General features: G+C 66.1%; 14 protein-coding genes. 1 reads left to right on the forward strand and 13 read right to left on the reverse strand.

The genetic code is table 11. From position 1 onward, the window contains the following. Nucleotides 1–18: 18 nt before the first annotated feature. The 4 genes from rplW to rpsJ are packed head-to-tail and all read right to left on the reverse strand — an operon-like array spanning nucleotide 19 to nucleotide 1,930. Nucleotides 19–324, reverse strand: a complete 306-nt coding sequence (rplW, locus tag CXQ92_RS06895; RefSeq protein WP_026531955.1) for a 50S ribosomal protein L23 — start codon at nucleotides 322–324, stop codon at nucleotides 19–21. After that, nucleotides 321–944: a 50S ribosomal protein L4 gene (rplD, locus tag CXQ92_RS06900; RefSeq protein WP_104166377.1), complete on the reverse strand. Its 624-nt coding sequence runs from the start codon at nucleotides 942–944 to the stop codon at nucleotides 321–323. The genes rplW and rplD overlap by 4 nt, the downstream gene beginning before the upstream one ends. Nucleotides 945–948: 4 nt before the next feature. Then, nucleotides 949–1,605, reverse strand: a complete 657-nt coding sequence (gene rplC, locus CXQ92_RS06905) for a 50S ribosomal protein L3 (RefSeq protein WP_104166379.1) — start codon at nucleotides 1,603–1,605, stop codon at nucleotides 949–951. Nucleotides 1,606–1,621: 16 nt separating this feature from the next. Next, on the reverse strand, nucleotides 1,622–1,930 hold the full coding sequence (gene rpsJ, locus CXQ92_RS06910) for a 30S ribosomal protein S10 (protein ID WP_026531952.1): 309 nt from the start codon (nucleotides 1,928–1,930) through the stop codon (nucleotides 1,622–1,624). Between the two features lie 472 nt (nucleotides 1,931–2,402). On the opposite strand from rpsJ, the gene CXQ92_RS06915 reads away from it, so the two are divergent. Then, complete coding sequence (locus CXQ92_RS06915) at nucleotides 2,403–2,786, forward strand: VOC family protein (RefSeq protein WP_104166381.1); 384 nt, start codon at nucleotides 2,403–2,405, stop codon at nucleotides 2,784–2,786. A gap of 100 nt (nucleotides 2,787–2,886) precedes the next feature. Here CXQ92_RS06915 and tuf read toward each other — a convergent pair whose 3' ends face one another. The 9 genes from tuf to CXQ92_RS06960 all read right to left on the reverse strand — a co-directional run bounded on the left by tuf (nucleotide 2,887) and on the right by CXQ92_RS06960 (nucleotide 19,188). Further along, entirely contained in the window at nucleotides 2,887–4,077 is a 1,191-nt protein-coding gene (tuf, locus tag CXQ92_RS06920; protein WP_104166383.1) for an elongation factor Tu, read from the reverse strand. A 204-nt stretch (nucleotides 4,078–4,281) separates the two neighbouring features. After that, nucleotides 4,282–6,396, reverse strand: coding sequence for an elongation factor G (gene fusA / locus CXQ92_RS06925; RefSeq protein WP_104166385.1), 2,115 nt, complete (start codon nucleotides 6,394–6,396; stop codon nucleotides 4,282–4,284). Between the two features lie 87 nt (nucleotides 6,397–6,483). Further along, nucleotides 6,484–6,954 (reverse strand): 30S ribosomal protein S7, encoded by a 471-nt coding sequence (rpsG, locus tag CXQ92_RS06930; RefSeq protein WP_043440595.1) that lies wholly within the window; start codon nucleotides 6,952–6,954, stop codon nucleotides 6,484–6,486. A gap of 1 nt (nucleotide 6,955) precedes the next feature. Then, nucleotides 6,956–7,330, reverse strand: a complete 375-nt coding sequence (gene rpsL, locus CXQ92_RS06935) for a 30S ribosomal protein S12 (protein WP_043440593.1) — start codon at nucleotides 7,328–7,330, stop codon at nucleotides 6,956–6,958. Nucleotides 7,331–7,699: 369 nt separating this feature from the next. Then, nucleotides 7,700–11,593, reverse strand: coding sequence for a DNA-directed RNA polymerase subunit beta' (locus CXQ92_RS06940; protein ID WP_104166387.1), 3,894 nt, complete (start codon nucleotides 11,591–11,593; stop codon nucleotides 7,700–7,702). A 185-nt stretch (nucleotides 11,594–11,778) separates the two neighbouring features. Further along, on the reverse strand, nucleotides 11,779–15,288 hold the full coding sequence (gene rpoB, locus CXQ92_RS06945; protein ID WP_104166389.1) for a DNA-directed RNA polymerase subunit beta: 3,510 nt from the start codon (nucleotides 15,286–15,288) through the stop codon (nucleotides 11,779–11,781). A gap of 313 nt (nucleotides 15,289–15,601) precedes the next feature. Then, nucleotides 15,602–17,224, reverse strand: a complete 1,623-nt coding sequence (gene crtI / locus CXQ92_RS06950) for a phytoene desaturase family protein (RefSeq protein ID WP_104166391.1) — start codon at nucleotides 17,222–17,224, stop codon at nucleotides 15,602–15,604. Beyond that, nucleotides 17,221–18,120 carry a phytoene/squalene synthase family protein gene (locus CXQ92_RS06955; protein ID WP_104166393.1) on the reverse strand — a complete coding sequence of 300 codons (900 nt, stop codon included), beginning with the start codon at nucleotides 18,118–18,120 and terminating at the stop codon, nucleotides 17,221–17,223. The genes crtI and CXQ92_RS06955 overlap by 4 nt, the downstream gene beginning before the upstream one ends. Further along, nucleotides 18,121–19,188: a polyprenyl synthetase family protein gene (locus CXQ92_RS06960; RefSeq protein ID WP_104166395.1), complete on the reverse strand. Its 1,068-nt coding sequence runs from the start codon at nucleotides 19,186–19,188 to the stop codon at nucleotides 18,121–18,123. Nucleotides 19,189–19,274 lie beyond the last annotated feature (86 nt).

The following is a 19,274-nucleotide window of genomic DNA, read 5'->3' on the forward strand; positions in this document are numbered from 1 at the left end:
TTAAAGTGGTCTCCGCTCTCAGGAGAGCGGACCGCCGAAGATGTCGATCGAGCCCTCTTTGAGGGACACGATGGCACGCTTGGTGCCCTTGCGCTGGCCCCACCCGAACTTGGTGCGCTTGCGCTTGCCAACCCGGTTGATGGTGTTGATCGAGTCGACCTTCACGGAGAAGATCTTCTCGACCGCCAGCTTGATTTCTTCCTTGTTCGAGCGCGGGTCTACCAGGAAGGTGTACTTGCCTTCGTCGATCAGGCCGTAGCTCTTCTCCGAGACGACGGGTGCAATGACGACGTCGCGCGGATCCTTTGCGATGGTGCCGCTCACTTGGCATCCTCCTCGGTGATGACATCAGCAGCGCCGACGAACTGGTCGTAGGCGGCCTTGGTGAAGATCACGTCGTCGGAGACCAGCACGTCGTACGTGTTGAGCTGGTCTACGTAGAGGACGTGTACCTCGGGCACGTTGCGCACCGAGAGTGCAGCGACGTCGTTAGCGCGCTCGATGATCACGAGCAGGCGGGGCCGCTCGGAGATCGCGCGCAGGGTGTCGATCGCGCCCTTGGTCGACGGCTTGCCGCCGGCGACCAGGGATTCGAGGACGTGGATACGGCCGTTGCGTGCCCGGTCGGAGAGGGCTCCGCGCAGGGCGGCGGCCTTCATCTTCTTGGGGGTGCGCTGGCTGTAGTCGCGGGGCGTGGGCCCGTGGACGACGCCACCACCGGTCATGTGGGGGGCGCGGATCGAACCCTGGCGGGCACGACCGGTTCCCTTCTGCTTGAACGGCTTGCGGCCTGCGCCACTGACCTCGGCGCGGGTCTTGGTCTTGTGCGTGCCCTGGCGGGCGGCAGCAAGCTGGGCGACGACGACCTGGTGCAGCAACGGCACGTTGGTCTGCGCGTCGAAGATCTCCGCGGGGAGATCGACCTTTACAGTGTTGGCAGCCATTTGGCTATGCTCCCTTCACGGCGGTGCGTACGAGGACGACCTGGCCGCGGGCGCCGGGGACGGCACCCTTGATCAGCAGCAGCGACTTCTCGGCGTCGACAGCGTGAACCCGGAGATTCAGCGTGGTCTGACGAACGGCGCCCATGCGGCCTGCCATTTTCATTCCACGGAAGACGCGGCTGGGGGTGGATGCTCCACCGATGGAACCGGGCTTGCGGTGGTTCTTGTGAGCACCGTGCGAGGCTCCCACACCGTGGAAACCGTGGCGCTTCATGACGCCGGCGAAGCCCTTGCCCTTGGTGGTGCCGATGACGTCGACCGTCTGGCCGGCTTCGAACATCTCGACGGAGAGTTCCTGGCCGAGCGAGTAGGAGTCGGCGTCGGAGGTGCGCAGTTCGACGACGTGACGGCGCGGCGTGACGCCGGCCTTCTCGAAGTGACCGGCGAGCGGCTTGGTGACCTTGCGGGGATCGATCTGGCCGAAGCCGATCTGCACGGCGGTGTAGCCGTCCTTGTCCTCGCTGAGGAGCTGCGTGATGACGTTCGAGTCCGCCTGGACGACGGTGACGGGGATGAGGATGTTGTTCTCGTCCCAGACCTGGGTCATGCCGAGCTTGACGCCCAGCAGGCCCTTGACCTGGCGCGTAAGTGAAGTAGACATATGTATCCGCTCTCCCTTACAGCTTGATTTCGATGTTCACGTCCGCAGGCAGGTCGAGACGCATCAGCGAATCAACGGCCTTGGGCGTGGGATCAATGATGTCGATCAGACGCTTGTGAGTACGCATTTCGAAGTGCTCACGGCTGTCCTTGTACTTGTGCGGGGACCGGATGACAACGAAAACGTTCTTCTCCGTGGGCAGGGGCACGGGGCCCACTACCGTTGCGCCTGCGCGCGTCACCGTCTCAACGATCTTCCGTGCTGAAACATCGATGACCTCGTGGTCATATGACTTCAGCCGGATGCGGATTTTTTGTCCCGCCATGGCGTCTCGACTCTCTCTCTACATAACTGCCTGGGCAGTTCCGGTACGTACGTACATTTCCTGCGCCCGTTGTGCGACGCCTCCCGAACAGACTGAATCCGGAGAACTCCGGGTTCCTCACCCTGCCGGGCTCCGACCCCCGCGCTCGGGCGTGTCGCGCAGTGCGAAAACAAGCACAGTCCGGACACACACGCTCCGCAGATCTCGGACGAGCCGAGCGGGGTGGATTATATTTGGGCTGCGCATCGGCGGACTCGATCCCTGCATCAGGCATTATCCTGACCGGGATGAGGTCCCTTACCGCACGCGCAAGCGCTTGAACAACTTATCTAGTGTCGCAGATTGCCTCCGTGATTGCGAACCGGCCCGGTGCGCGGGCGGGTGACCTGCACTACTCGACCTTCACCGGACCCGGTCAAACCGTCGGGGCAAGGCCTAGAATATTGGCCCACCACCACGAAGGAGATCCGCCATGATCAGCGCCAACAGGGCCACGACCGTCCTGCCCGTGCGGGACCTCGATCGAGCCAGGAATTTCTACGAGAACACCCTCGGCCTTCATCCCGACAACGCCTGGCACGAGGGGAGCTTTTTCTTCAGCGAGGACGGGCACAACGGGATCGAGCTCATGCTGAAGCCGGACGGCAGCCCGTCCGGCAATACCGAGCTCAGCTTCGAGGTCGAGGACCTCAGCGCCGAGATGACCTCGCTCGAACGGAACGGCGTCAGGTTCGAGGACTACGACCTCCCGGGACTGAAGACCGTGAACCACATCGCGGAGGACGACCACATGCGTGCGGCCTGGTTCACCGACACGGAGGGGAACATCCTCTGCCTCCACCAGCTCGTCACCTGAGGAGGGGGCGGGGCACCGCCGGCCCGGACCCGTCGACGCAGAAGGGCCCCGCTGCCGAAGCAACGGGGCCCTTCCGACGATCATTCAGGCAGTCGGAGGACTACTTGAGGATCTTGGTGACACGTCCCGAACCAACGGTGCGGCCGCCTTCGCGGATCGCGAAGCCGAGGCCGTCCTCCATGGCGATCGGCTGGATCAGCTCGACGGTCATCTCGGTGTTGTCGCCGGGCATGACCATCTCGGTGCCCTCGGGGAGGGTGATGACGCCGGTCACGTCCGTGGTGCGGAAGTAGAACTGCGGGCGGTAGTTCGAGTAGAACGGGTTGTGACGCCCGCCCTCGTCCTTGGCCAGGATGTAGACGTTGGCTTCGAAGTCGGTGTGCGGGGTGATGGAACCCGGCTTCACGATGACCTGTCCACGCTCTACGTCTTCGCGCTTGATGCCGCGGAGCAGCAGACCACAGTTCTCGCCAGCCCAGGCCTCGTCGAGCTGCTTGTGGAACATCTCGATACCGGTGACCGTGGTCTTCTGGACCGGACGGATGCCGACGATCTCGACCTCGGAGTTGATGGCGAGGGTTCCGCGCTCGGCGCGACCCGTGACGACGGTTCCACGACCGGTGATCGTGAAGACGTCCTCGACGGGCATCAGGAAGGGCTTGTCCTTGTCGCGGATGGGATCCGGGACGTTGTTGTCGACGGCTTCCATGAGGTCCTCGACGGACTTGACCCACTCGGGGTCGCCTTCGAGGGCCTTGAGGCCGGAGACGCGGACGACAGGAGCGTCGTCGCCGTCGAAGCCCTGCGAGCTGAGCAGCTCACGAACTTCCATCTCGACGAGGTCGAGGAGCTCCTCGTCGTCGACCATGTCGGACTTGTTCAGTGCGACCAGCAGGTAGGGGACGCCGACCTGGCGGGCGAGCAGCACGTGCTCGCGGGTCTGGGCCATAGGACCATCGGTGGCTGCGACGACGAGGATTGCCCCGTCCATCTGGGCCGCACCGGTGATCATGTTCTTGATGTAGTCGGCGTGACCGGGGGCGTCTACGTGGGCGTAGTGGCGCTTCTCGGTCTGGTACTCGACGTGCGAGATGTTGATCGTGATGCCACGCTGCTTCTCCTCGGGAGCCGAGTCGATCGACGCGAAGTCACGCTGCTCGTTGAGAGTGGGGTACTTGTCGTACAGCACCTTGGAAATGGCAGCCGTCAACGTCGTCTTTCCATGGTCAACGTGACCGATGGTGCCGATGTTAACGTGCGGCTTAGTCCGCTCGAACTTTGCCTTCGCCACGGGTTCCTCCTAGAACGTTTGAGAAGAATTGCTTCCCAGCCACGCTTGTCGCGGCTGAAACTCATGCAAGTCTACTGGGGGCTTTTGGTTTTGATGAAATTGCTCTGCACCGCCGGGCCTGCTGGTCCGGCGGCAGAGGGGGCGAGGCGGCCTGCCCTGGGCAGGCCGCCTCCGCTCCCCCGGGATCCCGTTGCCGGGAGGGGGCTACTCGCCGCGCGTCTTCTGGATGATCTCGTCGGCGACTGCCTTCGGGACCTCTGAGTAGCTGTCGAACTTCATGGAGTACACGGCACGGCCCTGGGTCTTCGACCGGAGGTCACCGATGTAGCCGAACATGCCCGACAGGGGCACGTGCGCCGTGATGACCTTCACGCCGCTGGCGTCCTCCATGGACTGCATCTGGCCGCGGCGCGAGTTGAGGTCGCCGATCACTTCACCCATGTATTCCTCAGGGGTGCGGACCTCCACCTCCATGAGCGGTTCGAGCAGCACGGGCTTCGCCATGCGTGCGGCTTCCTTGAACGCCATGCGGCCGGCGATCTTGAACGCCATCTCCGAGGAGTCGACGTCGTGGTAGGCGCCGTCGAGCAGGGTCGCCTTGATGCCGACCACCGGGTAGCCGGCGAGCACGCCGTCGTTCAGCGCATCCTGGATGCCGGCGTCGACACTCGGGATGTACTCGCGGGGCACACGGCCGCCGGTCACCTTGTTGTCGAAGGCGTACAGGACGCCTTCCTCGACCTCCATCGGTTCGATCGCGATCTGGATCTTCGCGAACTGGCCGGAGCCACCCGTCTGCTTCTTGTGGGTGTAGTCGTGCTTGGCGACCTTGCTGCGGATGGTCTCGCGGTAGGCGACCTGGGGCTTGCCCACGTTCGCTTCCACGCGGAACTCGCGGCGCATGCGGTCCACCAGGATGTCCAGGTGGAGCTCGCCCATGCCGGCGATGATCGTCTGTCCGGTGTCCTCGTTCAGCGAGACCTGGAACGTGGGGTCCTCGGCCGAGAGCTTCTGGATGGCTGTGGACAGCTTCTCCTGGTCGCCCTTGGTCTTGGGCTCGATGGCCACCGAGATCACGGGTGCCGGGAAGCTCATGGACTCGAGCACGATCTGGTTCGCCGAGTCGGAGAGGGTGTCACCGGTGGTGGTGTCCTTCAGGCCGATCGCCGCGTAGATGTGTCCTGCCGACGCTTCCTCGACGGGGATCTCCTTGTTGGCGTGCATCTGGAACAGCTTGCCGATGCGCTCCTTCTTGCTCTTCGTGGAGTTCACCAGCTGGGTACCGGCCGTCACATGCCCGGAGTACACGCGGATGAACGTCAGCTGACCGAAGAACGGGTGCGTGGCCACCTTGAACGCGAGGGCCGAGAACGGCTCCTCGGTGCTCGGCTTGCGCGTCAGCTCGACCTCTTCGTCCCGGGGATCGTGACCGATCATCGGGGGGACGTCGAGGGGCGAGGGCAGGTAGTCGATGACGGCGTCGAGCATCGGCTGCACGCCGCGGTTCTTGAACGCGGAACCGCAGAGGATCGGGTAAAGCTCGGAGTTGATCGTCATCTTGCGGATGCCGGCCTTGAGCTCGTCGACGGAGATCTCTTCGCCTTCGAGGTACTTGTTCATGAGCTCGTCGGAGGACTCGGCGACGGTCTCGACGAGGGCCGCGCGGTACTCCTCGGCCTTCTCCTGGAGGTCCGCCGGGATCTCCTGGATCTCGTACTTCGCACCCATGGTGACGTCACCCTTGGAGTCGCCGGGCCAGACGAGGGCACGCATGTAGAGCAGGTCGACGACGCCGATGAAGTCGTTCTCGGCACCGATGGGGAGCTGCAGCACGAGGGGCTTGGCGCCCAGGCGGCTGATGATGGTGTCGACGGTGAAGTAGAAGTCGGCGCCCAGCTTGTCCATCTTGTTGACGAAGCAGATGCGGGGCACTTCGTACTTGTCGGCCTGGCGCCAGACGGTCTCCGACTGGGGCTCGACGCCCTCCTTGCCGTCGAACACGGCGACGGCGCCGTCGAGGACGCGCAGTGAGCGCTCCACCTCGACGGTGAAGTCGACGTGCCCGGGGGTGTCGATGATGTTGATCTGGTTGTTCTCCCAGAAGCAGGTGACCGCGGCGGACGTGATGGTGATGCCGCGCTCCTTCTCCTGTTCCATCCAGTCGGTGGTGGAGGCGCCGTCGTGCGTCTCACCGATCTTGTGGTTGACACCCGTGTAGAACAGGATGCGCTCGGTAGTAGTGGTCTTGCCGGCATCGATGTGGGCCATGATGCCGATGTTGCGGACCTTGTTGAGGTCGGTAAGCACGTCCTGTGCCACGGTGTCTCCCTTAATACGTAAATGGAGTTCTGCTGGGCCGCCGGCCGGCCCGTCCCTGACGGGCTGCGGGTCCGGCCGGCAGAGCTGCTACCAGCGGTAGTGTGCGAAGGCCTTGTTCGACTCGGCCATCTTGTGCGTGTCCTCGCGGCGCTTGACTGCTGCGCCGAGACCGTTGGATGCATCCAGGATCTCGTTCTGCAGGCGCTCGGTCATCGTCTTCTCGCGGCGGGCCTTGGAGTAGCCCACGAGCCAGCGGAGGGCCAGGGCGGTCGAACGACCGGGCTTGACCTCGACGGGGACCTGGTAGGTGGCGCCACCGACACGGCGTGAGCGGACCTCGAGGGTCGGCTTGACGTTGTCCATGGCCTTCTTCAGCGCTGCGACGGGGTCGCCGCCGGACTTGGCACGGGCACCTTCGAGCGCGCCGTACACGATGCGCTCTGCGGTGGACTTCTTGCCGTCGACGAGCACCTTGTTGATCAGCTGCGTGACCAGGGGGGAACCGTAGACGGGATCTACAACGAGCGGCCGCTTCGGGGCCGGGCCCTTACGAGGCATATTACTTCTTCTCCATCTTCGCGCCGTAGCGGCTGCGAGCCTGCTTGCGGTTCTTCACGCCCTGGGTGTCCAGTGCGCCACGGACGATCTTGTAGCGGACACCAGGGAGGTCCTTCACACGACCGCCGCGCACGAGCACGATGGAGTGTTCCTGGAGGTTGTGACCGACACCGGGGATGTAGGCGGTGACTTCGATGCCGCCGTTGAGGCGCACGCGGGCCACCTTGCGGAGGGCCGAGTTCGGCTTCTTCGGGGTGGTGGTGTAGACGCGGGTGCAGACGCCGCGCTTCATGGGGCTGCCCTTCAGTGCGGGCGCCTTGGTCTTGGAGACCTTAGGTGTCCGGCCCTTGCGGACCAGCTGGTTAATCGTAGGCACTTTCGTGTTCTCCGTAATGTCTGAAGATGAGATCTGTGTCGCCCTACCCAGCGGTTGCGGCGGCTTCTCAGGGCCGCACCGTCCAGAGGTCGGGTTGATCGGTCGTTTGGCGCACCACCGACGGATAGGCTGCCGCAGAACGACTGTAGGCGTGCAAAAGAGTGGCATTCGCTGTACAACTTACGTACAACACGGAGATACGTTTCTCAACGCCGATCCACTGCCACACAAACAATTGGTCCCAAGTCTACCAGAGATGGGGTGTGCCCCCGTACGGGCAGCCCTCCCCCGCATGGTAGAGGCGGAGGGCCCGGAATGGGGGAAGGCCCCGGACCGCAGGGTCCGGGGCCTTCCTCATGGGTGCTGTGCTCAGCGGAAGTCGCTGTTACCCATGTCGTAGTCGTCAAGCGGGATCGCGTGGAACTCGGGGCTCAAGCCGCCCTCGACTCCGGCGTAGTCGAAGTCGCTGAACGCGCTCGGGCCGGTGAAGAGGTTCGCCTTCGCTTCCTCGGTGGGCTCGACCGTGACCTTCGTGTAGCGGTCCAGGCCGGTGCCGGCCGGGATGAGCTTACCGATGATGACGTTCTCCTTGAGGCCGAGCAGCGGGTCGCTCTTGCCTTCCATGGCGGCCTGCGTGAGGACACGCGTGGTCTCCTGGAAGGACGCGGCGGACAGCCACGACTCGGTGGCGAGCGACGCCTTGGTGATACCCATGAGCTCGGGACGGCCGGAGGCCGGCTTCTTGCCCTCGGACACCACGCGACGGTTCTCGTCCTCGAAGCGGCGACGCTCGGCCAGCTCACCGGGGAGCAGGTCCGACTCGCCGGACTCGATCACGGTGACGCGGCGCAGCATCTGGCGGACGATGACCTCCACGTGCTTGTCGTGGATGCCCACGCCCTGGCTGCGGTACACGCGCTGGACCTCGTCCACCAGGAACTCCTGGGCCTTGCGGGGGCCGAGGATCCTGAGGATCTGCTTCGGGTCGACCGCGCCGAAGACGAGCTGCTGCCCGACCTCGACGTGCTCGCCGTCGGTCACCAGGAGGCGTGCACGGCGCAGGACCGGGTACGCGATCTCCTCGGAGCCGTCGTCGGGGGTGACCACCAGGCGAAGCTGCTTCTCGGCATCCTCGATGGTGACGCGCCCTGCGACCTCGGAGATCGGGGCGACACCCTTGGGGGTACGCGCCTCGAAGAGCTCCTGGATACGGGGCAGACCCTGGGTGATGTCCTCGGCCGACGCCACACCACCGGTGTGGAAGGTACGCATGGTCAGCTGCGTGCCGGGCTCACCGATCGACTGCGCGGCGATGATGCCGACCGCCTCTCCGATGTCCACGGTCTTGCCGGTCGCGAGCGACCGGCCGTAGCAGAGCGCGCAGGTGCCGACGCTGGACTCACAGGTGAGTACGGAGCGGACCTTGATGTCGGAGATGCCGGCCTCGAACAGTTCACCGATGACCACGTCTCCGACGTCGGAGCCCGCGGCAGCGAGCACCTTGCCCTTGGAGTCGACGACGTCTGTGGCCAGCGTCCGTGCGTACGCCGAGTTCTCGACCTCTTCGTGCAGGACCAGTTCGCCGTCGGCGTTCGGCACGGCGATGGTGACCTTGAGCCCGCGCTCGGTGCCGCAGTCGTCCTCGCGGACGATGACGTCCTGCGACACGTCGACGAGGCGACGCGTCAGGTACCCCGAGTTGGCGGTACGCAGGGCGGTATCGGCGAGGCCCTTACGGGCACCGTGCGTGGCGATGAAGTACTCCAGGACCGACAGCCCCTCGCGGTACGAGGACTTGATCGGACGCGGGATGATCTCGCCCTTGGGGTTGGCCACCAGGCCACGGATACCCGCGATCTGGCGGACCTGCAGCCAGTTGCCTCGTGCACCGGAGGACACCATGCGGTTGATGGTGTTGTCCTTCGGCATGGCGGCGCGCATGGAGGCGGCGACCTCGTTGGTGGCCTTGTTCCAGATGTCGATGAGCTCCTGGCGGCGCTCCTCGTCGGCGATGAGGCCCTTGTCGAACTGCGACTGGACCTTGGCGGCCTGCGTCTCGTAGCCCTCCATGATGCCGGCCTTGTTGATCGGCGCGGAGATGTCGGAGATCGCGACGGTGACACCGGAGCGGGTGGCCCAGTAGAAACCGGCGTCCTTCAGGTTGTCCAGCGTGGCCGCCGTGACGACCTTCGGGTAGCGCTCGGCGAGATCGTTGACGATCGTCGAGAGCTGGCCCTTGTCGGCGACCTTCTCCACCCAGGGGTAGTCCAGGGGAAGCGTCTCGTTGAACAGGACCTGTCCGAGCGACGTCTCGATCAGTGCCGGCGTGCCGGGCTCCCAGCCCTCGGGAGCGGCGATGTCGGCGCTGGGCACGAAGTTGTCGACGCGGATCCTGACCACCGAGTTGAGGTGGAGGGAACCCATGTCGAACGCCATGACGGCCTCGGCCATGCTCGTGAAGACGCGGCCTTCGCCGGCACTTCCCTCACGCTTGGTGGTGAGGTGGTGCAGACCGATGATCATGTCCTGCGAGGGCAGGGTGACGGGACGGCCGTCGGACGGCTTCAGGATGTTGTTCGAGGAGAGCATCAGGATGCGCGCCTCGGCCTGGGCCTCGGGGCTCAGCGGCAGGTGGACTGCCATCTGGTCGCCGTCGAAGTCGGCGTTGAACGCACCGCAGACCAGCGGGTGGAGCTGCAGCGCCTTGCCTTCGACCAGCTGCGGCTCGAACGCCTGGATGCCGAGCCGGTGCAGGGTGGGTGCACGGTTCAGCAGCACGGGGTGCTCGGTGATGATCTCTTCGAGGACGTCCCACACCTGGGGACGGTACCGCTCGACCATGCGCTTGGCGCTCTTGATGTTCTGCGCGTGGTTGAGGTCCACCAGGCGCTTCATCACGAACGGCTTGAAGAGCTCCAGGGCCATCTGCTTGGGCAGACCGCACTGGTGCAGCTTCAGCTGCGGGCCGACGACGATGACCGAACGGCCCGAGTAGTCGACGCGCTTGCCGAGGAGGTTCTGGCGGAAACGACCCTGCTTGCCCTTGAGCATGTCCGAGAGGGACTTCAGGGGGCGGTTGCCCGGTCCGGTGACCGGACGGCCGCGGCGGCCGTTGTCGAACAGCGAATCGACGGCTTCCTGCAGCATGCGCTTCTCGTTGTTCACGATGATCTCGGGGGCCCCGAGGTCGAGCAGGCGCTTCAGGCGGTTGTTGCGGTTGATCACGCGGCGGTACAGGTCGTTGAGGTCGGACGTCGCGAAACGGCCGCCGTCGAGCTGGACCATCGGGCGCAGTTCCGGCGGGATCACCGGGACGGCGTCGAGGACCATGCCCAGCGGGCTGTTCGTCGTCGTCAGGAACGCGTTGACCACCTTGAGGCGCTTCAGGGCGCGCGTCTTGCGCTGTCCCTTGCCGTTCTGGATGATGTCGCGAAGCATCTCGGCCTCGGCCGGCATGTCGAAGTTCTCGAGGCGCTTCTTGATCGCCTCGGCGCCCATGGAGCCCTCGAAGTACAGGCCGTAGCGGTCGCGCAGCTCGCGGTACAGGCCTTCGTCACCCTCGAGGTCGGCGACCTTCAGGGTCTTGAAGCGCTCCCAGACCTGGACCAGGCGCTCGATGTCGGCGTCGGCGCGCTTGCGGACGTTCGCCATCTGGCGGTCGGCGGAGTCACGGGCCTTCTTCTTGTCGGCGGCCTTGGCGCCCTCTCCTTCGAGGCGGGCGAGCTCGTCCTCGAGGTCCTTGGCGATCGCGGCGATGTCGGCGTCACGCTGGTCCGTCATCTGCTTCTTCTCGAGGTCGTGTTCGGCCTGGAGGTTCGGCAGTTCGGCGTGGCGGTTCTCCTCGTCGACCGAGGTGATCATGTAGGCGGCGAAGTAGATGACCTTCTCGAGGTCCTTCGGCGCCAGGTCGAGGAGGTAGCCCAGGCGCGAGGGGACGCCCTTGAAGTACCAGATGTGCGTGACGGGAGCGGCGAGCTCGATGTGCCCCATGCGCTCACGGCGCACCTTGGCACGCGTCACCTCGACGCCGCAGCGCTCACAGATGATGCCCTTGAAGCGCACACGCTTGTACTTGCCGCAGTAGCACTCCCAGTCGCGGGAAGGGCCGAAGATCTTCTCGCAGAAGAGGCCGTCCTTCTCGGGCTTGAGCGTGCGGTAGTTGATGGTTTCCGGCTTCTTGACCTCGCCGTAGGACCAGCCGCGGATTTCGTCCGCGGTGGCAAGTCCGATTCGCATGAGGCCGAAGGAGGATTCGCTGGACATAGGGTCCCTGTTCTCTCTTTGTTCTCTAAATTCTTGAAGTCTTATGGGGTGCGGCGGGAATCCAGGCCCGCACCGGTTCAGGGAGGTGCCCGGAGGAAGGCGGCTTTAATATTTCAAGGCCGCCCGCGGCCGAAGAAATTTCGTTGCCGCCGTTCCGGGCACCGGACTGAACCGGTACGTAATACCTAGACTTCCTCGACAGAACTCGGCTCGGCCCGTGAGAGGTCGATGCCCAGTTCCTCCGCGGCCCGGAAGACTTCTTCATCCGAGTCACGCATCTCGATCGTCGTGCCGTCGGTGGAGAGGACTTCCACGTTGAGGCAGAGCGACTGCATTTCCTTGATCAGGACCTTGAAGGACTCGGGAACACCCGGCTCGGGGATGTTCTCGCCCTTGACGATGGCCTCGTAGACCTTGACGCGGCCGTGGATGTCGTCCGACTTGATGGTCAGAAGTTCCTGCAGCGTGTACGCCGCGCCGTAGGCCTCGAGGGCCCAGACCTCCATCTCGCCGAAGCGCTGGCCACCGAACTGTGCCTTACCACCCAGCGGCTGCTGCGTGATCATCGAGTACGGGCCGGTGGAACGCGCGTGGATCTTGTCGTCCACCAGGTGGTGGAGTTTCAGGATGTACATGTAGCCGACCGAGATTGGGTCCGGGAACGGCTCGCCGGAGCGGCCGTCGAACAGTCGCGCCTTGCCGGACTCGCCGATGAGGCGCTGTCCGTCGCGGGTGACGTTCGTGGAACCGAGCAGGCCGACGATCTCGTCCTCGGTGGCGCCGTCGAACACGGGGGTCGCGACGGTGGTCGAGGAGATCTCCCGGGGAAGGTTCGGGAGGTTCTTCAGCCACTCGGGTTCGCCCTCGATCTTCCAGCCCTGCTTGGCTGCCCAGCCGAGGTGGATCTCGAGGACCTGTCCCACGTTCATGCGGCCCGGGACACCCAGCGGGTTCAGGACGATGTCGACGGGCGTGCCGTCCTCCAGGAACGGCATGTCCTCGATCGGGAGGATCTTGGAGATGACGCCCTTGTTGCCGTGGCGGCCGGCGAGCTTGTCGCCGTCGGTGATCTTGCGCTTCTGCGCCACGTACACGCGGACGAGCTGGTTGACGCCCGGGGGCAGCTCGTCGTCGTTGTCGCGATCGAAGATGCGAACGCCGATGACCGTACCGGACTCGCCGTGGGGGACCTTCAGCGAGGTGTCGCGGACTTCGCGGCTCTTCTCGCCGAAGATGGCGCGCAACAGGCGCTCCTCGGGGGTCAGTTCCGTCTCGCCCTTGGGGGTGACACGGCCCACGAGGATGTCTCCGGCCTCGACCTCGGCACCGATGTGGATGATGCCGCGCTCGTCGAGGGCTCCGAGGACCTCCTCGGAGACGTTCGGGATGTCACGCGTGATCTCCTCGGCACCGAGCTTGGTGTCGCGGGCATCGACCTCGTGCTCCTCGATGTGGATCGACGTCAGGACGTCGTCGGAGACGATGCGCTGCGACAGGATGATCGCGTCCTCGAAGTTGTGACCCTCCCAGGACATGAACGCGACGAGCATGTTCTTGCCGAGCGCGAGCTCGCCCTGGTCCGTGGAGGGACCGTCGGCGATGATCGTGTTGTACTCGACGCGGTCACCCTCGGCGACCAGGACGCGCTGGTTGTACGCGTTGCCCTGGTTGGAGCGGGCGAACTTCATGATCGGGTAGTTCGTCTCGGTGCCGTCGTCGTTGAGGATGCTGACGAGGTCCGCCGACACCTCCTTGACGACGCCGGCCTTCGTCGCGGTGACGGCGTCACCGGCGTCGACGGCGGCGTTCTTCTCCATGCCGGTCCCCACGAGGGGGCGCTCGGAACGGAGCAGGGGCACGGCCTGGCGCTGCATGTTCGCACCCATGAGGGCGCGGTTCGCGTCGTCGTGCTCCAGGAACGGGATCATCGCTGTCGCGACGGACACCATCTGGCGCGGGGAGACGTCCATGTACTCGACCTCGCCGGGCACGACGAGCACGGGCTCGCCGGAACCACCGCGGGTCCGGACGAGGACCATGTCCTCGACGAACGTGTTGTCCGCGGCGAGGGGCGCGTTCGCCTGGGCGATGAGGCGCTCCACCTCGTCGTCGGCGGTGAGGTAGTCGATCTGGTCGGTGACGATGCCGTCGACGACCTTGCGGTACGGGGTCTCGATGAAGCCGAACGCGTTGATCCGGCCGTAGGAGGCCAACGAACCGATCAGGCCGATGTTCGGGCCTTCAGGGGTCTCGATGGGGCACATGCGTCCGTAGTGCGAGGGGTGGACGTCTCGGACTTCCATGCCTGCACGGTCACGGGACAGACCACCGGGGCCCAGCGCGGACAGGCGACGCTTGTGCGTCAGGCCGGCGAGGGGGTTGTTCTGGTCCATGAACTGCGAGAGCTGGGAGGTCCCGAAGAACTCCTTGATCGCGGCGACGACGGGGCGGATGTTGATCAGGGTCTGCGGCGTGATCGCCTCGACGTCCTGCGTGGTCATCCGCTCGCGGACGACGCGCTCCATCCGGGACAGGCCCGTGCGGACCTGGTTCTCGATGAGCTCGCCCACCGCACGGATGCGACGGTTGCCGAAGTGGTCGATGTCGTCGACCTCGACGCGCAGCTCGACGTCGCCGCCGTCACGCTTGCCGCCGAGGGTCTTCTCGCCGGCGTGCAGCGCGACCAGGAACTTGATCATCGCGACGATGTCGTCGATGTTCAGCACCGACGCGTCGGAATCCGTGAGGTCCTTGTCGATGCCGAGCTTGCGGTTGATCTTGTACCGGCCGACCTTGGCGAGATCGTAGCGCTTGGGGTTGAAGTACAGGTTGTCCAGCAGCGTCTGGGCAGCCTCGACCGTGGGGGGCTCGCCTGGTCGCAGCTTGCGATAGATGTCCAGGAGGGCGTCCTCGCGGGTCTCCGTGGCATCCTTCTCCATGGTGGCGCGGATGGAGTCGTACTGGCCGAACTCCTCGAGGATCTGGCCCTCGGTCCAGCCGAGCGCCTTCAGGAGCACGGTGACGGACTGCTTGCGCTTGCGGTCGAGGCGGACGCCGACCTGGTCGCGCTTGTCGATCTCGAGCTCGAACCAGGCACCGCGCGACGGGATGATCTTCGCGCTGAAGATGTCCTTGTCACTGGTCTTGTCGGCGGTGCGCTCGAAGTAGGCGCCCGGCGAACGGACGAGCTGCGACACGACGACACGCTCGGTGCCGTTGATGACGAAGGTGCCCTTGTCGGTCATGAGGGGGAAGTCACCCATGAACACGGTCTGCTGCTTAATCTCACCCGTGTTGTTGTTCATGAACTCGGCCTTGACGTACAGCGGGGCGGAGTAGGTCGCGTCGCGATCCTTGCACTCGGCCATCGTGTACTTGGGGTCGGCGAACTCGGGCTCGGAGAAGCTCAGGGACATGGTGCCCTGGAAGTCCTCGATCGGGGAGATCTCCTCGAAGATGTCCGCGAGGCCGGAGGTGGTGGCGAAGCCCTGCAGCCCCTTCTCGAGCGCTTCCTCTACACGGGTCTTCCAGCGCTCGTTGCCGACGAGCCAGTCGAAACTGTCCGTCTGGAGCGCGAGGAGATTGGGAACGTCAAGCGGTTCGTGAATCTTTGCGAATGAGAGCCGGGGTGCGGCGCCGTCGGCGTCGACCTGGCTGGTAGCGGTTGCATTATTAGAGGTGCTCGGGGCGACCAAGAGGGATCCTTCCACAGACCGTCAGGCTTGTCAGCGCCTTCATCTCGGCACCGCCACCGCAGGATGCTGCGGGGATCTCAGTGCTCACCAGAGTCTGCTCACATCCGTCCCAACCGTGGGGCCAGGTCAAATGACGAGAGCAGAGCAAAGCCCACCGCTATATGAAGGCTGAGGTTCGAGGGAAGACGCAAAGACCTACACTACGGGAAGGGCAGGAATAAGTCCAATAGCTCCTCTCCCCCTTTTCCGTCAAGCCGCCGCGCCTCGCACCGGGGAGTGGAGATGGGGAAGGCCGGGCGCGCGGGCTCCGACCCTACCCGGCGGCGGGCTCCGGGAGCGGGCCCGTGCTCACGTCGCCGCGGAGCCGCTTGACGATCAGTTCGGCACTGATCAGGCACATCGGGATGCCGATGCCCGGCACGGTGGAGCTGCCCGCGTAGAACAGGTTCTCCACCTTCGCGCTGCGGTTCGAGCCGCGGAAGAACGCGCTCTGCTTCAGGATGTGCGCCGGTCCGAGGGAGGTCCCCCGCCAGGCGTTGAGGTCCTCCGCGAAGTCCTGCGGTCCGTAGCTGCGCCGCACGACGACGCGCTCCGCCAGATCGGGGATGCCCGCCCACTCGGAGATCTGGCCGATGACGGCGTCGGCGAGGTCCTCGACCCGCGGGTCTCCCCCGCGCTCCAGCCCGCCCTTGCCGATCCCCACGTCCGCGGGGATGGGCACGAGCACGAAGACGTTCTCGTGGCCCTCGGGCGCGACGGAATCGTCCGTGGCGCTGGGACGGCAGACGTAGAGCGACGCCGGCGAGGGCACCGAGGTCTCCTTGCCGAAGATCCGCCCGAAGTTGTCCCGCCAGTCGGTGCTGAACAGCAGCGTGTGGTGTTCGAGCTGCGGGAGGGTGCCGCGCACGCCCAGGTACAGCAGCAGCGCGCTCGGTCCGGGGACGCGCTTCTCCCAGTACTTCTCCGGGTAGGTCTGGAGGTCCGACGGCAGGAGGGTCGTCTCCGTGTGGTGGAGATCGGCTGCGGAGACGACGAGGTCGGCGGCGGTCGACGTCGTCGTGTCCGCGGTGCGGTAGGTGACCGACCGCACCGTCGCGGTCCGGCGGTCCAGGGGCGACCGGCCAGGCGTGCGGGCGTCCGTGTCGATCGAGACGACGTCGGCACCGGTGCGGATCTCGACGCCCGCGCCCTCCGCGACGCGGCGCATCGCGTCGATGAGCGTCGTGAAGCCGCCCATCGGGTAGAGCACGCCGTCGTCGAGGTCGAGGTGGCTCATCAGGTGGTACATGCTCGGGGCGTCGAAGGGCGAACTGCCGAGGAAGACGGCCGGATACCCGAGGATCTGCTGGAGACGGGGGTCCTCGAACCGCTTCTCGACGAACGACTGCAGCGGCTGCAGGAGGAGCAGGCCGATGCGGGGCAGCCGCTTCAGGACGTCGGGCCGGAGGAACGGGAGGAAGGACTGGAACGTCGAGTAGAGGAAGCGCTTCTTGGCGATCTCGTAGGCGTCCTCGGCGGAGTCCAGGTACTGCGAGAGCTGCTCGCCGGCCCCGGCCTCGAGGGACTCGAAGAGCTTGGTGACGGCCTCCCGGTCCGCGGGGACGTCGACGGCGTCGAAGCCCTCCTCGAAGATGACGCGGTAGCCGGGGTCGAGCTTCACCAGCTCGAGCTGCTCCGCGGCGCTCGTGCCCATCAGCTTGAAGAAGTGGTCGATCACCTCGGGCATCAGGTACCAGGAGGGGCCGGTGTCGAAGCGGAAGCCGTCCTGTTCCCAGGACCCCGCCCGGCCGCCGACCTCGTCCCGCTTCTCCAGCAGGGTGACGCGGTGGCCCTCCCGTGCCAGGAGGGCCGACGTCGCCAGTCCGCCGATCCCGCCGCCGATCACGACGACGTCCTTCGCCCCCACACGTGCGCGCCTGCTCTGCTGTGCGGTCATGCCGTCCTCTCCTGCGCGGCAGGTTCCGGTACCGCGCGACCGGTGAAGGCTTGCGCCATGATGCGGAACTTCACCGGGTTGGGAACCCTGATCCGTGCCCGAAGGAGTTCCTCGGCGGGTGTGCGCCGGAGGCGCGCCGCGAGGTCGGTGAACAGGCCCTGTGCGAGGGCGACGGCGCGGCGCGGCGTCGGGGGCAGCCCCGGGAGCGCGGCGGCCGAGATCCGCAGGTCCTCGTCGATGTCGTCCAGCAGGCGGTTCTTGTCCGCCTCGGTGAAGTTGCCGGGCCGGACGCCGGGGAAGTAGCTGCGCCCGAGGGTCGTGAAGTCCTCGGCGAGGTCCCGCAGGAAGTTGATCTTCTGGAAGGCCGCGCCCAGGTGCCGCGCGCCGTCGACCAGCACGGCGTCCTCCTCGGGCGGAACCGTCCGGCCCGCCAGGAACGCCTTCAGGCACATGAGCCCGACGACCTCCGCCGAGCCGTACACATACAGGTCGAAGGACTCCTGGGTGTGCTCGTGCTGGGTGATGTCGGCGCGCATCGAGGCGAAGAAGGGGCGGGTGAGGTCGACGCCGATGCCGGTGCTCCTCGCCGTGACCGCGAAGGCGTGCACCACGAGGTTGGCGCTGTAGCCCGTGGCCATGGCCGTCTCGGTGTCCCGCTCGAGGTCGTCGAGCAGGCGCTCCACGTCCGCGTCGGAGAGGCCGGCCCCGGCAGCGGCGCCGTCGACGATCTCGTCCGCCACGCGCACGAGGGCGTACACGGCCTCGATGGCGCTGCGCGTGGTGCGGTCGAGGATCCTCGACGCCAGGCCGAAGGACGTCGAGTAGCAGCGGATGACCTCGGCGGAGGTCCTCAGCGCGGCGTCGGTGTAGCGCGCGAGCGAATCGTCCACGCCCACTCAGTGCACCCTGTCCACGACGGCGGTCACGACCGGTTCGAGCGCGGACCGCAGGGCGGACGGCACCGCCGCCGACTCGAGGTGCGTGCGGGCACGCGACGCGTACTGGGCGGCGAGATCCGCGGAGTAGTCCTTCGCACCGCTGTCCACGAGGATCCGCCGCACGAAGTCGGCGTCCGACGCCGACATGCCGGGGCTCCCGACGAGCGAGGAGATGCTCTTCCATTCGGGGCGCGCGGACATGTAGGACAGGAGCGCCGTCCGCTTGCCCTCGCGCAGGTCCCCCCAGTTCGTCTTCCCGGTGCGCGTCTCGCTGCCGAAGACGCCGAGCAGGTCGTCGGCGATCTGGTAGGCGATCCCGGCGTCGCGCCCGAAGTCGCCGAGCCGTTCGACCACTTCCTCCTCGGCGCCCGCGAGGACGGCGCCGGCCTGGAGGGGCCCCTCGAAGGAGTACACCGACGTCTTGAGGCGGGCCATCTGGACGATGTCCTCGAGCGGGGGCACGTCGGCGCTGAGGGAGGTCTCGACGTCGAGGAACTCCCCGGCCGCGGAGGCGAACACGGCGTCATCGAGGATGCCCCCCAGCCGGCGGCGCGTCGCGGGTGGGGCGGCGACCCGCTCGAGCAGGCGGTAGGCGTTGGACAGTGCGAGGTCGCCGGCGATGACCCCGGCGGAGAGCCCGACGTGGCGTGCTCCGTCCGGGGACAGGCCCGCGGCCTCCGCCACACTGCGGTAGCGGCCGGACACGTTCGGGATCCCCCGGCGGACGAAGTCGCGGTCGATCACGTCGTCGTGCACGATCAGGGCCGTGTGGAGGAGCTCGAATGCCGCGCCGAGTTCGGCGGCGTTGTCGAGGTCCCGCCCGCCGAGCATCTGGTAGGCGGACATCACGAGGCGGGGCCGGAAGCGCTTGCCACCCGTGGTGCACCGCTCGAGGGTCTCCCACAGGGCGTGATAGCCGGGGCCGATCTTCGCGGCGCGGTTCTTGGACTCCTCGAAGAACCGCCCGAGGGCATCCTCGACCTGCTCCAGCCCGGCGGGCTCGACCAGCAGAGTGTCCATGTCCATAGGTAAAGTAAACAACGGAAAGTGCGCCCTTGACGACACGCGGGGGCGGACGGCGGCGGGCCGGCGACGCGGCGACGCCGCCCCCC

It is taken from the genome of Arthrobacter sp. SX1312 (assembly GCF_002929295.1).
GTDB lineage: Bacteria > Actinomycetota > Actinomycetes > Actinomycetales > Micrococcaceae > Arthrobacter_D.